Source organism: Sandaracinaceae bacterium, from assembly GCA_016706685.1.
In the GTDB taxonomy this organism is placed as follows: domain Bacteria; phylum Myxococcota_A; class Polyangia; order Polyangiales; family Houyiibacteriaceae; genus JADJJE01.
The window spans coordinates 327618-342699 of sequence record JADJJE010000001.1; the positions used below are offsets into that span (position 1 = coordinate 327618).

At 69.7% G+C, this 15082-nt stretch carries 12 protein-coding genes and 1 pseudogene; 10 read left to right on the forward strand and 3 right to left on the reverse strand.

Annotated elements, in window-relative coordinates; genetic code table 11:
- Nucleotide 1: 1 nt before the first annotated feature.
- Complete coding sequence (locus tag IPI43_01385; protein ID MBK7772781.1) at nt 2–808, reverse strand: DUF2236 domain-containing protein; 807 nt, start codon at nt 806–808, stop codon at nt 2–4.
- Nucleotides 809–935: 127 nt separating this feature from the next.
- The gene (locus IPI43_01390; protein MBK7772782.1) at nt 936–1466 is read right to left on the reverse strand and encodes a rhodanese-like domain-containing protein; all 531 of its coding nucleotides are present in this window, start codon (nt 1464–1466) and stop codon (nt 936–938) included.
- Between the two features lie 140 nt (nt 1467–1606).
- Between IPI43_01390 and IPI43_01395 the strand changes: the two genes are divergently transcribed.
- The 9 genes and pseudogenes from IPI43_01395 (at nt 1607) to IPI43_01435 (ending at nt 12057) form a co-directional block, all read left to right on the forward strand.
- Nucleotides 1607–2692 (forward strand): LLM class F420-dependent oxidoreductase, encoded by a 1086-nt coding sequence (locus tag IPI43_01395; protein ID MBK7772783.1) that lies wholly within the window; start codon nt 1607–1609, stop codon nt 2690–2692.
- Between the two features lie 46 nt (nt 2693–2738).
- Nucleotides 2739–4334 (forward strand): AAA family ATPase, encoded by a 1596-nt coding sequence (locus IPI43_01400; GenBank protein MBK7772784.1) that lies wholly within the window; start codon nt 2739–2741, stop codon nt 4332–4334.
- Entirely contained in the window at nt 4331–5323 is a 993-nt protein-coding gene (locus tag IPI43_01405) for a hypothetical protein (protein MBK7772785.1), read from the forward strand. Before IPI43_01400 ends, IPI43_01405 begins: the two co-directional genes overlap by 4 nt.
- Nucleotides 5320–7038, forward strand: a complete 1719-nt coding sequence (locus IPI43_01410; GenBank protein ID MBK7772786.1) for a hypothetical protein — start codon at nt 5320–5322, stop codon at nt 7036–7038. Before IPI43_01405 ends, IPI43_01410 begins: the two co-directional genes overlap by 4 nt.
- Entirely contained in the window at nt 7035–7664 is a 630-nt protein-coding gene (locus tag IPI43_01415; protein ID MBK7772787.1) for a hypothetical protein, read from the forward strand. Before IPI43_01410 ends, IPI43_01415 begins: the two co-directional genes overlap by 4 nt.
- 1 nt (nt 7665) lies before the next feature.
- A complete protein-coding gene (locus IPI43_01420) occupies nt 7666–8622 on the forward strand; it encodes a hypothetical protein (GenBank protein ID MBK7772788.1) in 957 nt (318 codons plus the stop codon).
- A complete protein-coding gene (locus tag IPI43_01425; GenBank protein MBK7772789.1) occupies nt 8555–9049 on the forward strand; it encodes a hypothetical protein in 495 nt (164 codons plus the stop codon). The genes IPI43_01420 and IPI43_01425 overlap by 68 nt, the downstream gene beginning before the upstream one ends.
- A 27-nt stretch (nt 9050–9076) precedes the next feature.
- A pseudogene (locus IPI43_01430) lies at nt 9077–10804 on the forward strand (GAF domain-containing protein).
- Nucleotides 10805–10923: 119 nt separating this feature from the next.
- The gene (locus IPI43_01435; GenBank protein ID MBK7772790.1) at nt 10924–12057 is read left to right on the forward strand and encodes a hypothetical protein; all 1134 of its coding nucleotides are present in this window, start codon (nt 10924–10926) and stop codon (nt 12055–12057) included.
- A 110-nt stretch (nt 12058–12167) separates the two neighbouring features.
- On the opposite strand, the gene IPI43_01440 is transcribed toward IPI43_01435, so the two are convergent.
- Nucleotides 12168–13667, reverse strand: a complete 1500-nt coding sequence (locus tag IPI43_01440; protein ID MBK7772791.1) for a putative metal-binding motif-containing protein — start codon at nt 13665–13667, stop codon at nt 12168–12170.
- A gap of 386 nt (nt 13668–14053) precedes the next feature.
- Between IPI43_01440 and IPI43_01445 the strand changes: the two genes are divergently transcribed.
- Nucleotides 14054–15076 carry an Ig-like domain-containing protein gene (locus tag IPI43_01445; protein ID MBK7772792.1) on the forward strand — a complete coding sequence of 341 codons (1023 nt, stop codon included), beginning with the start codon at nt 14054–14056 and terminating at the stop codon, nt 15074–15076.
- Nucleotides 15077–15082 lie beyond the last annotated feature (6 nt).

The following is a 15082-nucleotide window of genomic DNA, read 5'->3' on the forward strand; positions in this document are numbered from 1 at the left end:
GCTACGATTCGACCCTGCCGTCCGGGACGAAGCGCTCCCCGCGCGTCCAGCTGCCGACCACCCGGAGGCCGGTGCGCAGCGCGAACCGGTGCACCTTCGAGGGCAGCGCCTCGAACGTGTTGGTGATGACGAAGTTGGCGCGCTCGAGCTGACGCTGGTCCGCGCGGCTCCACGGGATGCCAAAGCGCTCGCGCACGGCGGGTGGCAAGCAGCCGATCACCATCGCGCGGCCGGTGCTGCGCGTGAGCGGGTCCTTGAAGTTGGCGTGGATGAGCGGCGGCCTCCACTCGCCCGCCAATGCCATCTCCAGCACCCGCTGCGCCGCAGGTGTCAGCTGCAGCTCGTCAGCGCACACACTCTCGAACTTCGCCACGAACGCGTCGTAGTCGGGCGGCACGGGCCGGAGGTTCATGCCGTAGCGCTGGTACCAGGCCACGGTCTCCGCGTAGAGCGTTGCCACTTGGGCGGCACGAAGCGGCCTTCGATAGAAGAGCCGGCGGGTCTCGAACATCTCCCACGTGAACGTGGCGTGCGCCCACCAGAAGGTCTCGGGATCGAGTGCGTGGAAGCTCTGCCCCGCGTTGTCCCGCCCCTTTATGGAGCGGTGGAGGTCACGGACCTTGAGGGCGCGCGCGGCACCGTCGGGCGCCAGCACGGTTGCCCAGATCTGCGGGATGGAGCGATACACGCGGCCGAAGGGGTCGTCGAAGAAGTCCGACTGCGCCGCCACGGCGGCCCCTAGCGGTGGATACATCAGCTGCAGCAGCCCCGCGCTGCCGCCGGGGAAGAGGGAGCGCGCGTCGCGCATCGTGGCCTCCAGCAGGGGCAGCCGCCGAGGGGAAGCAGACGGGGACGCGGTCTGGCTAGTGGTGTGGATCACAATGCCTCGATGCATGCAGTCTACAACATCCGCGGAGGCCGCTGCGCTGAGGCCGTCACGGCAGCGGCGCGCGCCGCTCGGACCGCAGCATGCGGCCCCAGACCGCGTCGTAGGGGTGGACCTGCGTGGCGGCGCTGTCCCCCCGCACCATGGGGAGGCCTGCGTTGGCCCACCCGAAGAGGCCCTGCTCCAAGTTGAAGACGTTGGCGCGGCCGCGGGCGCGCAGCTGCTGGGCGATGTCTCCGCTGCGCCAGCCCACGCTGCAGTAGACCACCACGCGGCGTGCGGGGTTGCTGTCCACCACGCTCCAGTCGGGGTGCTCGGGGTCCATCCACACCGCGCCCGCCAAGTGGCTGACGTCGAACTCGGCGCGGGCGCGGCTGTCCAGCAACTGCGGAGGCGCGCTCGAGGCGAGCCAGCGCGTGAGGCTCTCGGCGCTCACCCACTGCACACCGGGGTAGCGCGCGTCCACCGCGGACCTCACGGCAGCGAGGCCAGCGCGATCATGATGCGCCGCAGAGACGGCCACCAGAGACAGGCCCGACAGCACGGCCACGAGCAGCATCAGCGGGAGCTTGCGCTTCATCTCCTCGACTATAGCCGCCGGCCGGGCGCGAGACAGATATGACGACGATGAACGGAAATCATCATTCCTTGTCATGTTTATCCAGAACCCTCCCCGCGCGCTATGCCAGCATCCTCCACCGCAATGGAAAGGCAATGGCGATGAAACTCGGATTCATGGTTGGTTACTCGGGCGCGCAGATGGGTGGCCCCATCGCCCAGATGAAGGCCGAAAGCGCTGCAGGTGCGACCGACACCAACGGTCTGCCCGTGAGCAAGGTGCAGGAGGCCGAGCGCCTGGGTTACGACTCCGTCTGGACCGCCGAGGCGTGGGGCTCGGACGCGGTCTCGCCGTTGGCTTGGATCGGGGCACAGACCACCAAGATCAAGCTTGGCACCGGCATCATGCAGATCCCCGGACGCTCGCCGGCCAACACCGCCATGACGGCCATGACCATGGACGCGCTCAGCGGAGGCCGCTTCATGCTGGGCCTCGGCACCAGCGGCCCACAGGTGGTGGAGGGCTGGCACGGTCAGCCCTTCGACAAGACGCTCACGTGGGTGCGCGAGTACGTGACCATCGTGCGGCAGATCTTCAAGCGCGAGGCGCCGCTCGAGTTCGACGGCGTGAAGTACCAGATCCCTTACAAGGGCCCCGGCAGCACCGGTCAGGGCAAGCCGCTGAAGAGCATCCTGCACGGCAACCCCAACATCCCCATCTACGTGGGCGCGCTGGCGCAGAAGGCGCAAGAGCAGGCCGGTGAGCTGTGCGACGGCCTCCTGCTGACCAGCTTCAACCCGGACGACCCCAAGTTCGTGCTCGACAACCTGAGCGCGGGCTTCGCGAAGGTGCCCGGCAAGAGCATGGCCGACTTCGACATCGCCCCCACGGTCGTGGTGGTCATCTCCGACGACCTCGAGGCTGCGCGCATGCCCCTCAAGCAGCAGCTCGGCTTCTACATCGGCGGCATGGGGTCGAAGACCAAGAACTTCTACAAGGACTTCTTCTCGCACTCGGGCTTCGAGGGGGAGAGCGAGAACATCCAGAACCTGTGGTTCGCGGGCAAGCGTCAGGAGGCCATCATGGCCGTCACCGACGAGATGGTGGACGCCGTGTACCTGGTGGGCAGCAAGGACCGCATCCGCGACCGGTTCGCGCGCTGGCGCGAGTCGGCCGTGGGCACCATGGTGGTGGGCTCCATGGACCTGGACGTGCTGCGCTTCATGGCGGAGCTGAACGCCGAGTAGCCTGCGCTCGCTCGCGGGGCGCCGGGAAGTGTACTCTCGGCGTCCCATGAGCAGCGGAAGCACCAAGCATCAGCAGGTCAGCCAGGCCCCCACCAACCCGCGCGCGGGGGAGCGCAAGCGGGGCTTCGACGTGGCGGAGCTCTACGCGGGGCCACTGGGCGATGCGGTGGTGGAGCCACAAATCGGGGGCACAGGCGGCGTGGCGCTCGACGAGAAGCTGCGCCAGGCCTACTTCTGGATCGTCAACCACGCGATCATCAGTCCCTTCTACGACATCGAGTACAACACCGAGCCCCCCAAGGTGTTTCGCTTCGGCGACTCGAAGGTGGAGGTGTCGCTGCCCACGTCGCAGAGCTACTCGAGCTACGTGATGATGCCGCTGCTCAACCTGGCCGTGCGGCGGCGCTGCCTCTTGGTGGGCGGCCCCGGGCGCGGCAAGACGGTGATCGCCACGCTGCTGGGCATCCTCTCCGGCTACAACCTGACCGAGGTGAAGCAGGGCATCCAGCACGGCCAGCCGCAGATGACCATCGCTGACCTGCTGGGGAGCCCGCTGCCCAGCACCATGATCAACGCCGCGCGCATGCAAGACATCCAGATCGCGTGGCGTCGCTGGCTGGGCATGCGCGTCAAGATCATCGACGAGTACAACCGCATCCCCACGCGCACGCAGTCCGCGCTGCTCACGGTCATGGCGGACAACTACGCCGAGGTCTACGACCAGATCTACGAGTGCCCGCCGGCCGCCTGGTTCCTCACGGCCAACGACGACGCGGGTGGCGGCACCTACCAGGTCATCGAGGCCCTGCGCGACCGCATCGACGTGGTGGTGAAGGCGCTGCACTTCAACACGCGCTTCCTGGACGAGCTGCTCACGCGCATCGAAGAGGGCGTGGCCCCCGAGGACATGGTGCCGCCCGAGATCGTCTTCACGCAGGCCGAGCTGGACCGCCTCGAGAAGGAGATCCGCGCCGTGCGCGTGCCCCTCGCGCTGCGCCGGCGGCTGCAGTTCTTCGCGAGTGAGTTCGAGTTCTTCGAGGCGGGCGGACGGCAGCTCGAGTACATGACCAAGGACACCGTGAAGGTGGCCGGCGTGCCGCTCAACAGCTTCGCCGACGCGGGCGGCAAGGACACGCAGCTGGACCTGAACGCGCAGACGCAGAACGGGCTCTCCGTGCGCGCGCTCATGACCATGCTGGTGTTCATCAAGGCCGCGGCGTACTTCCGCGGCGCCGCGGAGGTGGAGTTCGAGGACGTGCGCCAGGTGCTGCCCTTCGTGCTGCACGACAAGCTCGCGCAGAACCGCGACGCGGCCTTCTTCGACCAAGGCGACAACGGCTCGCTGCGCGCGGACCAGGTGAGCTGGATCCGCGGGCTGTTCGACACGGCCTGCCAGACCTACGACCGCCTGGGCCGGGACACCGAGGACACCGTCACCACGCTCATGGAGCAGCTCGAGTCGGGCCTCGACGGGGTGGAGCTGCCCGAGGTGGAGCGGCGCCTCGACGCCATCGAGCGCCAGCTGCGCAGCATCGAAGCGGGCGGCAAGCTCTACGGCCACATGTTCGACGACATCCTGGCGCTGAAGTACCTGCACCAGCGCTACACCAACTACCGCGTCTGGCTGCGGAGCCGCGCGTGAGCGAGGCCGCTGCGTCGGCGTTCCATGCCGCGCTCGCGGCGCGCCGTGACTACCTGAACGCGGTCTTTCGCCAGGACGGGCGGAGCGTGGACCCCGACATGTTCCTGCACCACCTGGGCAGCGTGGTGGGCCCGCTGGTGGACACCCTTTCGGGCGGCGACACCGAGCGCGCCGAGGACCTGACCACCGCGCTCTACCGCCTGAGCCTGCGGGCCCATCGTCAGGGCCTCTTGGGCGGGGACTCGCCCAGCCGCGCCATCGCGCGGGCGTTCGCATCCACGCTGCCGGTGCTGCTCGCGGTGTTCCCCGAGCGCGCGCGCGACCTCTCGCTGGCCGTCTGCAACGCGGCGCTGCGTCTCGAGCGCTTGGACGCTCAGCGCGCCGACCGCTGGCTGGGCGGCATGGAGTCGCTGGGGCCTTCGTGCGCCGATGTGGACGCGCTGTTCGCGCTGGGGCTGGTGCTGGCGTGGCGCGAAGGCGCAGCCGAGTTCCGTGCTGCGGCGCGCGAGCGCTTCCAAGAGCTGTCGCCCGTGCTGCGTCGCACCACGCTGGGGGTGGAGGCGCTCGGCCCGGACGCCGAGCGACGCTTCGCGGCACCGCTGGACACGGGCCCGCTCGGATCCCCCGAAGTGGTGGCGCGTGTGGGTGGCTTCGTGGGCTTCGGCGGCATGTTCCGTGACCCGCCGCTGGTGGTCGCGGCCGAGGGGCGGCTCTTCGCGTTCGACTCGCAGGCCACCACCGAGGTCTTTGCCGACGCCTTCGGCGCCACGCTGCGCCCCGTCGCCGAGACCCCCAGCGACCAGGTGGACGCAGCGCACTCCCCGGTGGCGCTCAGCGAAAAGGGCGACGTCTCCATGGGCGACGCGAGGGCCCGGCTGCCTCTCCTCGCGGGCGCCAGCAGCCATGCCTATGCGGACGGCGCACTGGTCGTCACGGTGCCCGAGAGCCACTTCGTGTTCGTGGTCGGTCGGAGGCCGCTCCCCGCATGAGCGCTCCGGCCGCGCTGCCCTCGCTCGAGAGCCTGCGCGAGGCCTGGCTCGCGGCGTGGCCCGAGGCCAGCACCGTGTTCAGCCGCTTCACGCGCCTGCGCTCGCCCATCTTGTGCATGAGCGCGGACGAGGAGAAGCGCGAGGGCTTGGTGGGCTCGTTCGCGATGATCCGCCTCACCGATCTGTCCGTGGTCATCTCGCTGCCCCAGATCCAGAACCGCGGCCTCGAGGGCTTCGCGAAGGAGATCCTGGCGCACGAGGTGGGCCACCACGTGCACGCCCCCGGCAACCTGCGCGACCAGGGCCGCCTGCTGGCGCGCATCCGCTACGGCCTCGGCGGAGACCTGCACGCCCACGCGCCCATGGCGGCCAACCTGTACGCCGACCTGCTGCTGAACGACCGCCTGGCACGCTCCGCCGGGCTGAACATGGCGGGCGTGTACGCGGCGCTTCGCGTCCCGGACCCGGACCCGCTGTGGACGCTCTACATGCGCACGTACGAGCGCCTCTGGGGCCTCAAGACGGGCACGCTCGGGCGCACCGACCTGTCCGCCACCATCGAGCGCGACGCGGACTTGTCGGCGCGCATCGTGCGCATCTTCCGCTCGAGCTGGCTCGAGGGCGCCAGCTCCTTTGCGCGCATCCTGCGGGAGTACCTGCTGCAAGCCGCGCGTGACGGAAAGGCACCGCAGCTGGGCGACTGGCTGGACACCACCATGTCGCACGGCGGTGACGAGATCCCGGATGGCCTCGTGGAGGACGAGGCGTTCGGCGGCAAGACCGAGGGCGGCATGCCGGTGCACCCGAGCGAAGACCCCAGCATCGCAGGCGACGCGAGTGGAGCGGGCGGCGCCGAAGCCGGCGAAGGCGACGACGACGGCGAGGGCGAGGGCGAGGGCGAGGACGGGAAGCCGACGAGCGGGGCGCACAAGGGGTCCGCGCGAGGCCCTGGTGGCGTGTCGAAGGGCGGTGCGGGCCTGCCCGACCGCCGGCCGATGACGCGCAGCCCCGCCGAGTACGTGGACATCATGAAGGCGCTCGCCGTGAAGCGAGACCCGCGTGACGTGGTCATCCACTACTACAAGGAGCTTGCCCGCGGGCGCCTGATACCCTTCCCCGCCGAGCTGCAGACGCGCGCCGGCGACCCGCTGCCCGAGGGGCTCGAGCTGTGGGAGCCGGGGTCGTCGCTCGAGCGCATCGACTGGGTGCAGACGCTGCTGCGCAGCCCCGTGGTCACGGCGCGCGCCATGGTGTGCCTGTCGGGCGAGTGGCATGGCCAGGGCACCTTCCGCGAGACCCCCGGCTTCGTGCGCGACGAGCGCGTGTTGTTGGGCACGCTCACCGACTACCTGGGGACCGGCTGCTCGTTCGGGCTGCCGCGCCTCCAGCAGACGTTCGTGGTGCCCGGCCCGTTCGTGCGAAAGACACACATCCTGATCGTGTCGGACAGCGATCTGTTTCGCGAGATCGACGGAACGGTGGGGGGCTGGGACACCCTCGCGCAGGCCGTGAAGAACGCGGGCGGCGGGGCCACCGCGGCGCTCAACCTGTCCACGCAGACCGCTGGGTACGAGCCCTTCCTGGCGAAGCTGCGGGCGGCCGGGGTGGAGCCGCACGCGGTGTCGAACGAGGCACAGCTGGTGGAGTTCGCGCGCGCGTTCGCCCGCAAGACCTACTCGAAGGAGCCCGAAGCGCGGGCAGGAAGACGGGCATGAGCAGCACCACCACCAGCCACCTCTCGGTCGAGCGGCTGTGTCGCCGCCTGGGCGCCATCCCCAGCGTGTTCGTCGAGGCTCCGCGCGAGGGCCAGGCGCCGCTGGTCACCCGCGCCATCGTGCACGACATGGTGCTGGTGCAGAGCGACGCACCTCCGTCAGACGCGCTCCTCGGGCTCTTTCGCAAGAGCCCCGCGGCCAAGAAGCCGAAGAAGGGCGCAAGCGACACGGCGCCCGCACAACGAAATTTCCTGGGCCGAGTGCTGGCCTGGCTGCTCATGGACGAGGCCTTCCGTGGCCTCCCCGCCGCGCGCCTCGAGCTGGCCGTCACGGAGTGCATGACGGTGCTGGAGGTGGTGGCGGCGCGGCAGTTCCTGGACGACGCCGACCGCCGCGAGGAGCTGGTGCGCCTGGTGCTACGCCACCTCGGGCTGGCCCCCGAGGGCGAGGCGCCGGCCGACGCCGAGGACCGCCTGAGCGCGCTCGACAGCGTCCGTCGCGTGCGCCTGTTGCAGGAGGCCCGCGCAGCCGAGGACGCGCGCCGCAAGCGCGAGGCCGAGCTGGCCGCCGAGCTGGCGAAGAAGCAAGCCGAAGAGCAGGCGGCTCGCTACGACAGGGAGTATTGAGATGAGCATCCCCGACGAGTGGCGCGCGCGCTCTCCGCGCATGACCGAAGCCGGCTACCAGGGCATCGAGGCCCTGCTGCAGCACGTGGACGCGCCGCGCTGGAACCACACCATCGGCGACCGCGTGGGCGACGCCGAGGCCGCCGCGCTCGACACCTTTCGGGAGCAGTGCGCCGAGGCGCCGCTCGAAGCCGGTGAGCGCCCCTCCGAGGCGCTGCTCGAGCGAGTGCGCGCGCAGGTGGACCAGACCTTCGATCTCGCGCAGCGCTGGCCCGAAGGGCTGGACCCGCGCCGTGACTGGGACGCCGTGCCCACCTGCTCACGCGAGGGCCTGGCGTCGCGCTTGGTGGACTTCGTGCCGCGCGAGCTGCCACTCCACGACGCGGTGCTGTACACCACCTCCGGCACCAGCGGGCACGCGCTCTCGGTGCTGCACCACCCGGGCGCCGTGGCCAAGAACCACGCGTTCGGGGAGCGGGCCCTGGCCGAGCACGCCATCGCCACCGCGTTCGAGCCGGGCAAGCCGGGCACGGTGAACCTGTGCGCGCAGCGCGAGACCTTCGTGTTCGCCACGTGCTTCACGGTCTGGAACCAGTCGGGCTTCGCCAAGCTGAACCTGCCCGACCACGCCTGGGCTGGGGCGCCGCGAGCCGCGAGCGCTTCCTCACCGAATCGCGCCGCAGCTGGTCACGGCCGACCCGCTCACGCTGGCCAGCATGCTGGAGCTGGACGTGCCGGTGCGTCCGCGCGCCATCTTCTCGAGCGCGCTCATGCTGGACCCGGCGCACGCCGCCGCTGCGGCCGCGCACTTCGACTGCCCGGTCATCGACTTCTACGGCGCCACCGAGGTGGGCCCCATCGCGGCGAAGCTCCCGGGCGCGCCGGGTCACGTGCTGTTGCTGCCCGACCTCTTCGTGGAGGTGCTGGACGAAGACGGCCTGCCCCTGCCCGACGGTGAGGTGGGCGAGCTGACCTTCACCGGCGGCCGCAACCCGTACCTGCCGCTGGTGCGCTATCGCTCGTCGGACCGCGGGGCGCTCGGCACCTGCACCCTCGCCGATGGCCGCAAGGCGCGCGTCATCCTGGGCCTCGAGGGCCGGGAGGCGGTGCACTTCCGCGCCCGCAACGGGAGCCTCGTGAACTCCGTGGACGTGGGTCGTGCGTTGCGCGACGTGGGCCCGTTCGTGCAGCACGAGGTGCACCAGCGCGCCGACCACAGTGTGGACGTGCGGCTGCGCCCGGCTCCGTCCATCCCCGCGTCCGTCGAGGGCATGCGCCTCGCCATGGAGCGCGTGTTCGGACCGGGCATCGAGGTGCGTGTCGATCTGGTGCACGACTTTGGCCACGATGGAAAACCACGCACGTTTTCCTCGGGATCGAGCTAGCGCTTTTAAAGCGCTACAGTTCGCCGCATGGAGAGCCTCACTCAGTCTCAGCTCGAAGAGAAGCTCGAGAAGCTGGAGCTGCTGATGCGCATCGGCACTGCGCTCTCCGCGGAGCGTAGCAAAGACCGGCTCATCGAGATGATCCTCCTGGAAGCCAAGGCGCTCTGCAACGCCGACGGCGGCACGCTCTACCTGCGCTCGAGGACACGCTGCGCTTCGCGATCCTGCGCTCCGACTCGCTGGGCATTGCGCTCGGGGGCAGCACCGGCAAGCCCGTCACGCTGCCGCCGCTGCCGCTTCATGACCCCCCTCACGGGCGAGCCCAACCGCAGCAACGTGGCCACGTGCGCGGCGCTGCTCAAAGAGTCCGTGAACATCCCGGACGCCTACGCCATCTCCACCGAGTTCGACTTCTCGGGCACGAAGGCGTTCGACGCGCGCAACGACTACCGCAGCCAGTCGTTCCTGACGGTGCCGCTGGTCAACAACGACGGCACCGTCATCGGCGTGCTGCAGCTGCTCAACGCGCAGGACCCGGAGACGGGCAAGGTGGTGCCCTTCCGCGCGGACCACCAGCGCGTGGTGGAGTCGCTCGCCTCGCAGGCCGGCATCGCGCTCGACAACCAGCTGCTGCTGGACGGCCAGCGGGAGCTGCTCGAGAGCTTCATCCAGATGATCGCCGCCGCCATCGACGCCAAGTCGCCGTACACCGGCGGCCACTGCGAGCGCGTGCCCATCCTCACCGAGATGATCGTGAAGGCCGCCTGCGACGTGACCGAGGGGCCGTTCCGCGACTTCACGCTGAGCGACGAGGAGTGGTACGAGCTGCGCATCGCGGCCTGGCTCCACGACTGCGGCAAGGTGACCACGCCCGTCCACATCATGGACAAGGCCACCAAGCTCGAGACCATCTTCGACCGCATCGCCGTGGTGCGCGCGCGCTTCGCGGTGCTCGAGCGCGACGCGCGCATCGCCATGCTGGAGGCCGTGGCCGCCGGCACGCCGCGCGCCGAAGCCGAGGCCCAGCACGCGCAGGCGGTCACCACCCTGCGCGAAGAGCTGGCCTTTCTCGAGAACGCCAACGTGGGCTCCGAGTTCCTGCCCGACACCGCGCGCGCACGCATCGCGGAGATCGGCGCGCGGCGCTACCTGGAGAACGGCAAGGAGCGCGCGCTGCTGGACGCCGACGAGGTCTACAACCTGCAGATCCAGCGCGGCACGCTCACCCAGGAGGAGCGCCTCATCATCAACGGGCACATGGTGCAGACCGTGAAGATGCTCGAGCGCCTGCCCTTCCCGCGCAATCTGCGGCGCGTGCCCGAGTACGCCGGCGGACATCACGAGAAGATGGACGGCGGCGGCTACCCCAAGGGCATCTACGCGGGTGACATGAGCGTCCCGGCGCGCATCATGGCCATCGCCGACGTGTTCGAGGCGCTCACCGCGCAGGATCGCCCCTACAAGAAGGGCAAGACGCTGTCCGAGTCCATGAAGATCATGGCCTTCATGAAGCGCGACAACCACCTGGACCCGGAGCTCTTCGACCTGTTCGTGACCAGTGGCGTGTACCGCGAGTACGGGCACAAGTACCTGCCGCCCGAGCTCATCGACGCCGTGGACGAGGCCGCGCTGCTGGCCTTCCAGCCGAAGCCCTTCGAGGCGCCCGAAGCGCCCGTGCGCAAGCGTCGCTTCCTCGAGTTCCTGCCCGAGTACATGGAAGCCACCGTCGCGGGCGAGCTGCGCGGCCCCGCCTGAACGGCAGAGGGCGTGCGGGAGACCTTGATCGCGACCGGGTGGCCGCGTCATCATCCGGCCGAGCGCACGGGTGTGCGCGACTCCGGCGCAGCAAGCGCCCCACACCAAAAGGCGAAACCGTGTCTGCATCCACGTCCTCCTCGAAGGCGCGCCCCGCTGCGCTCCTCACCCTGTTCGTGGCCCTGGCCCTCGTGGGCTGCGGCGGCGACGAGACCGCACCGCCGCCTCCCCCGCCCCCCGGCACCGGCGTGGCTGCCCCCGTCCCCGGCGTGCCCGGTCAGCCCATGGTCGCGCCGCCCGGTCAGCCCGTGGCCGTGCCACCGGTTCCCGGGCAGCCTGTCGCGCCCGTCGCCATCCCGGTCCCCGGTGTGGCGCCATCCGGAGGTGACTCCAACTTCGGCACCATCGCGCTCGCGCCCGGCTTCCTTCCGGACCCGCACATGGCGGCTGGCGTGAGCGGCGGCAACATCGACGCGTCCACGCTGAGCCCCGCCTGCCGCGGCCACATCAGCTCGCGGCCCGACCACCTCTTCGTCGCCGGCGGCACGTTCAACCTCGTGCGCTTCGTCATCAACGCGGGCACCAACGACACCACGCTGGTCATCCGCAAGCCCGACGGCACGTACCTGTGTGACGACGACGGCGCGGGCTCGGGCACCAACCCGGCCGTGCAAGCCATGCTCGTACCGGGCACGTACCAGATCTACATCGGCAGCTACATGGGCGGGCAGAACTTCCCGTACAACCTGGCCGTGACCGAGAACCCGGCGTTCTCCGTGGCCCAGATCCCCGCCCCCACGGGCGCGGTCCCCGGCGCCGTCCCCGGCGTGGTGCCTGGCGTCGCCGCCCCCACCGGTGGCGCGCCCACCATGGCCACCGTGGCCCCCGGCTTCATGCCGGATCCGCAGGTCCTCAGCGGCACGGCTGGCGGCACCATGCAGGCCAGCCAGATGAGCCCCAACTGCCGTGGCTGGGTCACCCCCACGCCCAACCACATCCTCACCACCGCGGGTAACTTCGCGGGCCTGCGCCTGGTGGGCTCGGCCGCGCAGGACACCACCCTGGTGGTGCGCACCCCGGCCGGCACGTTCCTCTGCGACGACGACGGCGGCGGCAACTTCAACCCGGTCATCCAGGGCCCGGCCCCCGCGGGCACCTACCAGATCTGGGTGGGCAGCTACGCCGCCGGCCAGGCCATCCCGTACCGCATCGCCGTGACCGAGCGCCCGCAGCTGAACGCTCAGGGCTTCTGAGCCTGCGCTGAGCACGAAGACGCCCCGGCGGACTGCGGTCCTCCGGGGCGTTTTGCTTGGGCAGTCTGTACCCCGACTCCGAGTGCGCACACCCCGCCTGGGAACCGAGACTAGCGGCAGCCGAGCGTGAAGCTGGTGGCGTCCACCCGACACGTCATCGGACACGGGCCGCAGCTCTGACCCACGAAGCAGCTGTTGTTGTAGGTGGCCACCTGCCCACACGCCGTGGGAGCTGCGCCAACCCACCCCGGCGTCAGCGTCGAGCCACTGCAGCTAGCGGCCACCGATCCGGCGCACGCGCCGGTGCTGATGGTGGTGGGGTTGGTGACGGGGGCGCGTTCGTCGCCGTTGACGCAGTTGAAGTCGTAGCCGCCACACGTCGTCCGCGCGCTCGTGAAGTACATGGTCTGTCCGGGGAACGCGCGGTTGTCGGTGTCGCAGCAGTCTCCGGGCTGCAGGGAGTGCTGCATTCCCGCCACGCAGCCGATGTCCGTCGTGGCCACGGTGGCCGACGTGCCGTAGGCGTCGCCATCTGCATTCACGTAGCAGATCTCCTGCCCGTTGCAGTTGTCGTCGATGCCGTTGGCGGTGATCTCGGTGCGTCCGGGGTTGATGTTGGCCCCCGCCCCGGGCGTGTCGTTGCAGTCCGTGGCGTTCGGCACGCCCATGCACTGACTGGCATCCGCATAGCCATCTCCGTCGTCGTCCTCGCCCGGGAAGTCCAGCAGGTTGTTGCAGTTGTTGTCAAAGCCGTCGCACTGCTCGTTGGCGCCCGGATAGATGTTGGCGCCGACGCCCGGCGTGTCGTTGCAGTCACCCGCCTGCGTCACGTACCCGCTCGGGCAGGTGCACGAAGAGAGCATGACGAGGGAATTGCCGTACGCGTCCCCGTCGAGGTTCTGGTAGCACGTGGGCACCACACCCTCGTCTGTGGAGCCATTGCAGTTGTCGTCCATCCCGTTGCAGATCTCGGTCGTGCCAGGCGCCACGTCGGGGTTGCCGTCATTGCAGTCGCCGTTGGCCAGCGCCCAACCGGCCCCCGAGAGCGAAGTCGCGCAGGTCGGCGCGCTTCCGGGTGAGCCACACCCCGGCACGGCGGGCGAGTTCTGGTCGCCCGTGCCGTCCCCATCGCAGTCGCGATAGTAGCTGCCCACCGAGAGCCCCTCGTCGGATGTCCCATCGCAGTCGTCGTCCGCCGCGTTGCACATCTCGGACGCGCCGGTGAACACCGCGGGGAGCGCATCGTCGCAGTCGTCCCCACACACCTCGTCATTGCAGCACGCGTCGGAGATGCGTCCATCCGTGTCGCCGTCCGTCGTGCCCAGCGTGTCCGGATCGCAGTCTTCGTCGTGCCCGTCGTCACACACCTCCGCGTTGCCCGGGAAGCGGTTCATGTCGTTGTCCGCGCAGTCATCGCCGTCGCAGACCACCGCGTCGTGTCCGTCGCCATCGGCGTCCGGCATGGTGCCGCACTGGGTCTCGCACTCGTCGTCCGCCTCGCTGCAGGCCTGACTCGCCATGCACGGCGTGGTGGCGGGCACGCAGCCGCGCGCGTCGGCGCCGGTCGCGCCCACACCTCCATGTCTCTTCGCCGTTGCAGAAGAGTCCATCACTGCAGTCGGCCGCGTTGGCGCAGACCATGACCTGATCGATGCCCGCGTCACTGTCGGTGGGCCCACCTCAGCCCACACCCGACAACATCACGAACACCAAGCCGCTACATACCCCGAAGCGCATTCCCAAGCCTCCTGTGGCGCACCCGACCGCCGACTCCAAATGCTAGAGGGCCTTGATTTCAGCGTCAACACCTCCCCCGGAAAACAGGCAGCGCAGGTCACGATTTGATCGAACCCGGCCCATCAGAGAGGAATTTTCTGCCGATGGTTCGAAGGTGGCACCGCGAAGGTCGGTCGATTTCCGTGAACCGCCGGGGGCCGGTCGTCACTTCTCCTCCGAAGGCCCGCATCGCGGGCAACCCCATACGGAGAAGACCCTCATGCTCAGCCGCTATTCTGCTTCACGCTCGCCCCGCTTCATCGCCGTCCTCTGCGGCGCCCTCACCGTCATCGCTGGCTGCGGCGGCGGGTCCGGCGACATCGACATGGACGCCAGCGTCATCCTCATGGACGGCGCGGTCCCCGAGAACGACGCGGCCCTCGAGGGGCCACACGTGGTGAGCACCACCCCCGCCAGCGGAGCGCAAGGCGTGTCCGAGGACACCGTGTTCGTCTTCGTGTTCAGCGAGACCATGGACACCCAAGCCACCCAGGCGGCCTACGAGTCGGACGAGCTCCCCGCGGCCGACGTGGACTTCCAGTGGAACGACGCCGGCGATCAGCTGACTGTCATCCCGAGCGAGCCGCTGCCCTACGCCGAAGGCGACGAGCTGGTGGAGGCCCTGGCGTTCGGCATGCGCATCACCACGGCGGCGACGAACGCCGAGGGTGACCCGCTCGCCGAAGAGGCCACGCTGGAATTCAGCACACTGCGCCGAATCGTGGTGAACGCGCCACTGGTGGCGTCCACCTCGGGCCGCGTGACCTCGACTGGGGTGGCTACGCCCGGCTCGTTCGTGCTCGGAGACGGTGTCTCCAACACGTCGTACTCCAGCTTCGTCACGTTCTCGCTCGACAGCATGCCGAACACGGTGACCGTGGAGTCCGCGCGTCTCGAGGCGCCCGAGATCACCGTCAACGGTGATCCGGATGACGACCTGGGCCAGCTGGTGGTGCAGCACGTGTACTTCGAGGCGCTGGACGCCGACGCGTATGGCGCCGAGCTGCTGGCCACGACCCCGAGCCAGGTGAACGTGGAGCGCACCGCCGGTGAGCTGACCTTCTCCCGCGGGGCCACCGTGACCGCGTTCGTGCAGAGCGACATCGACAACCGCAACCAGCGCGGAGACATGACCCGGGCGCGCCTGCGCTTCATGACGGCGACCGACAGCCAGAACGACGCCGATCAGGTGCAGCTCGTGGCGAACCAGGTGACGCTGACCATCACCTACTTGGTCGAGTGAACGGGC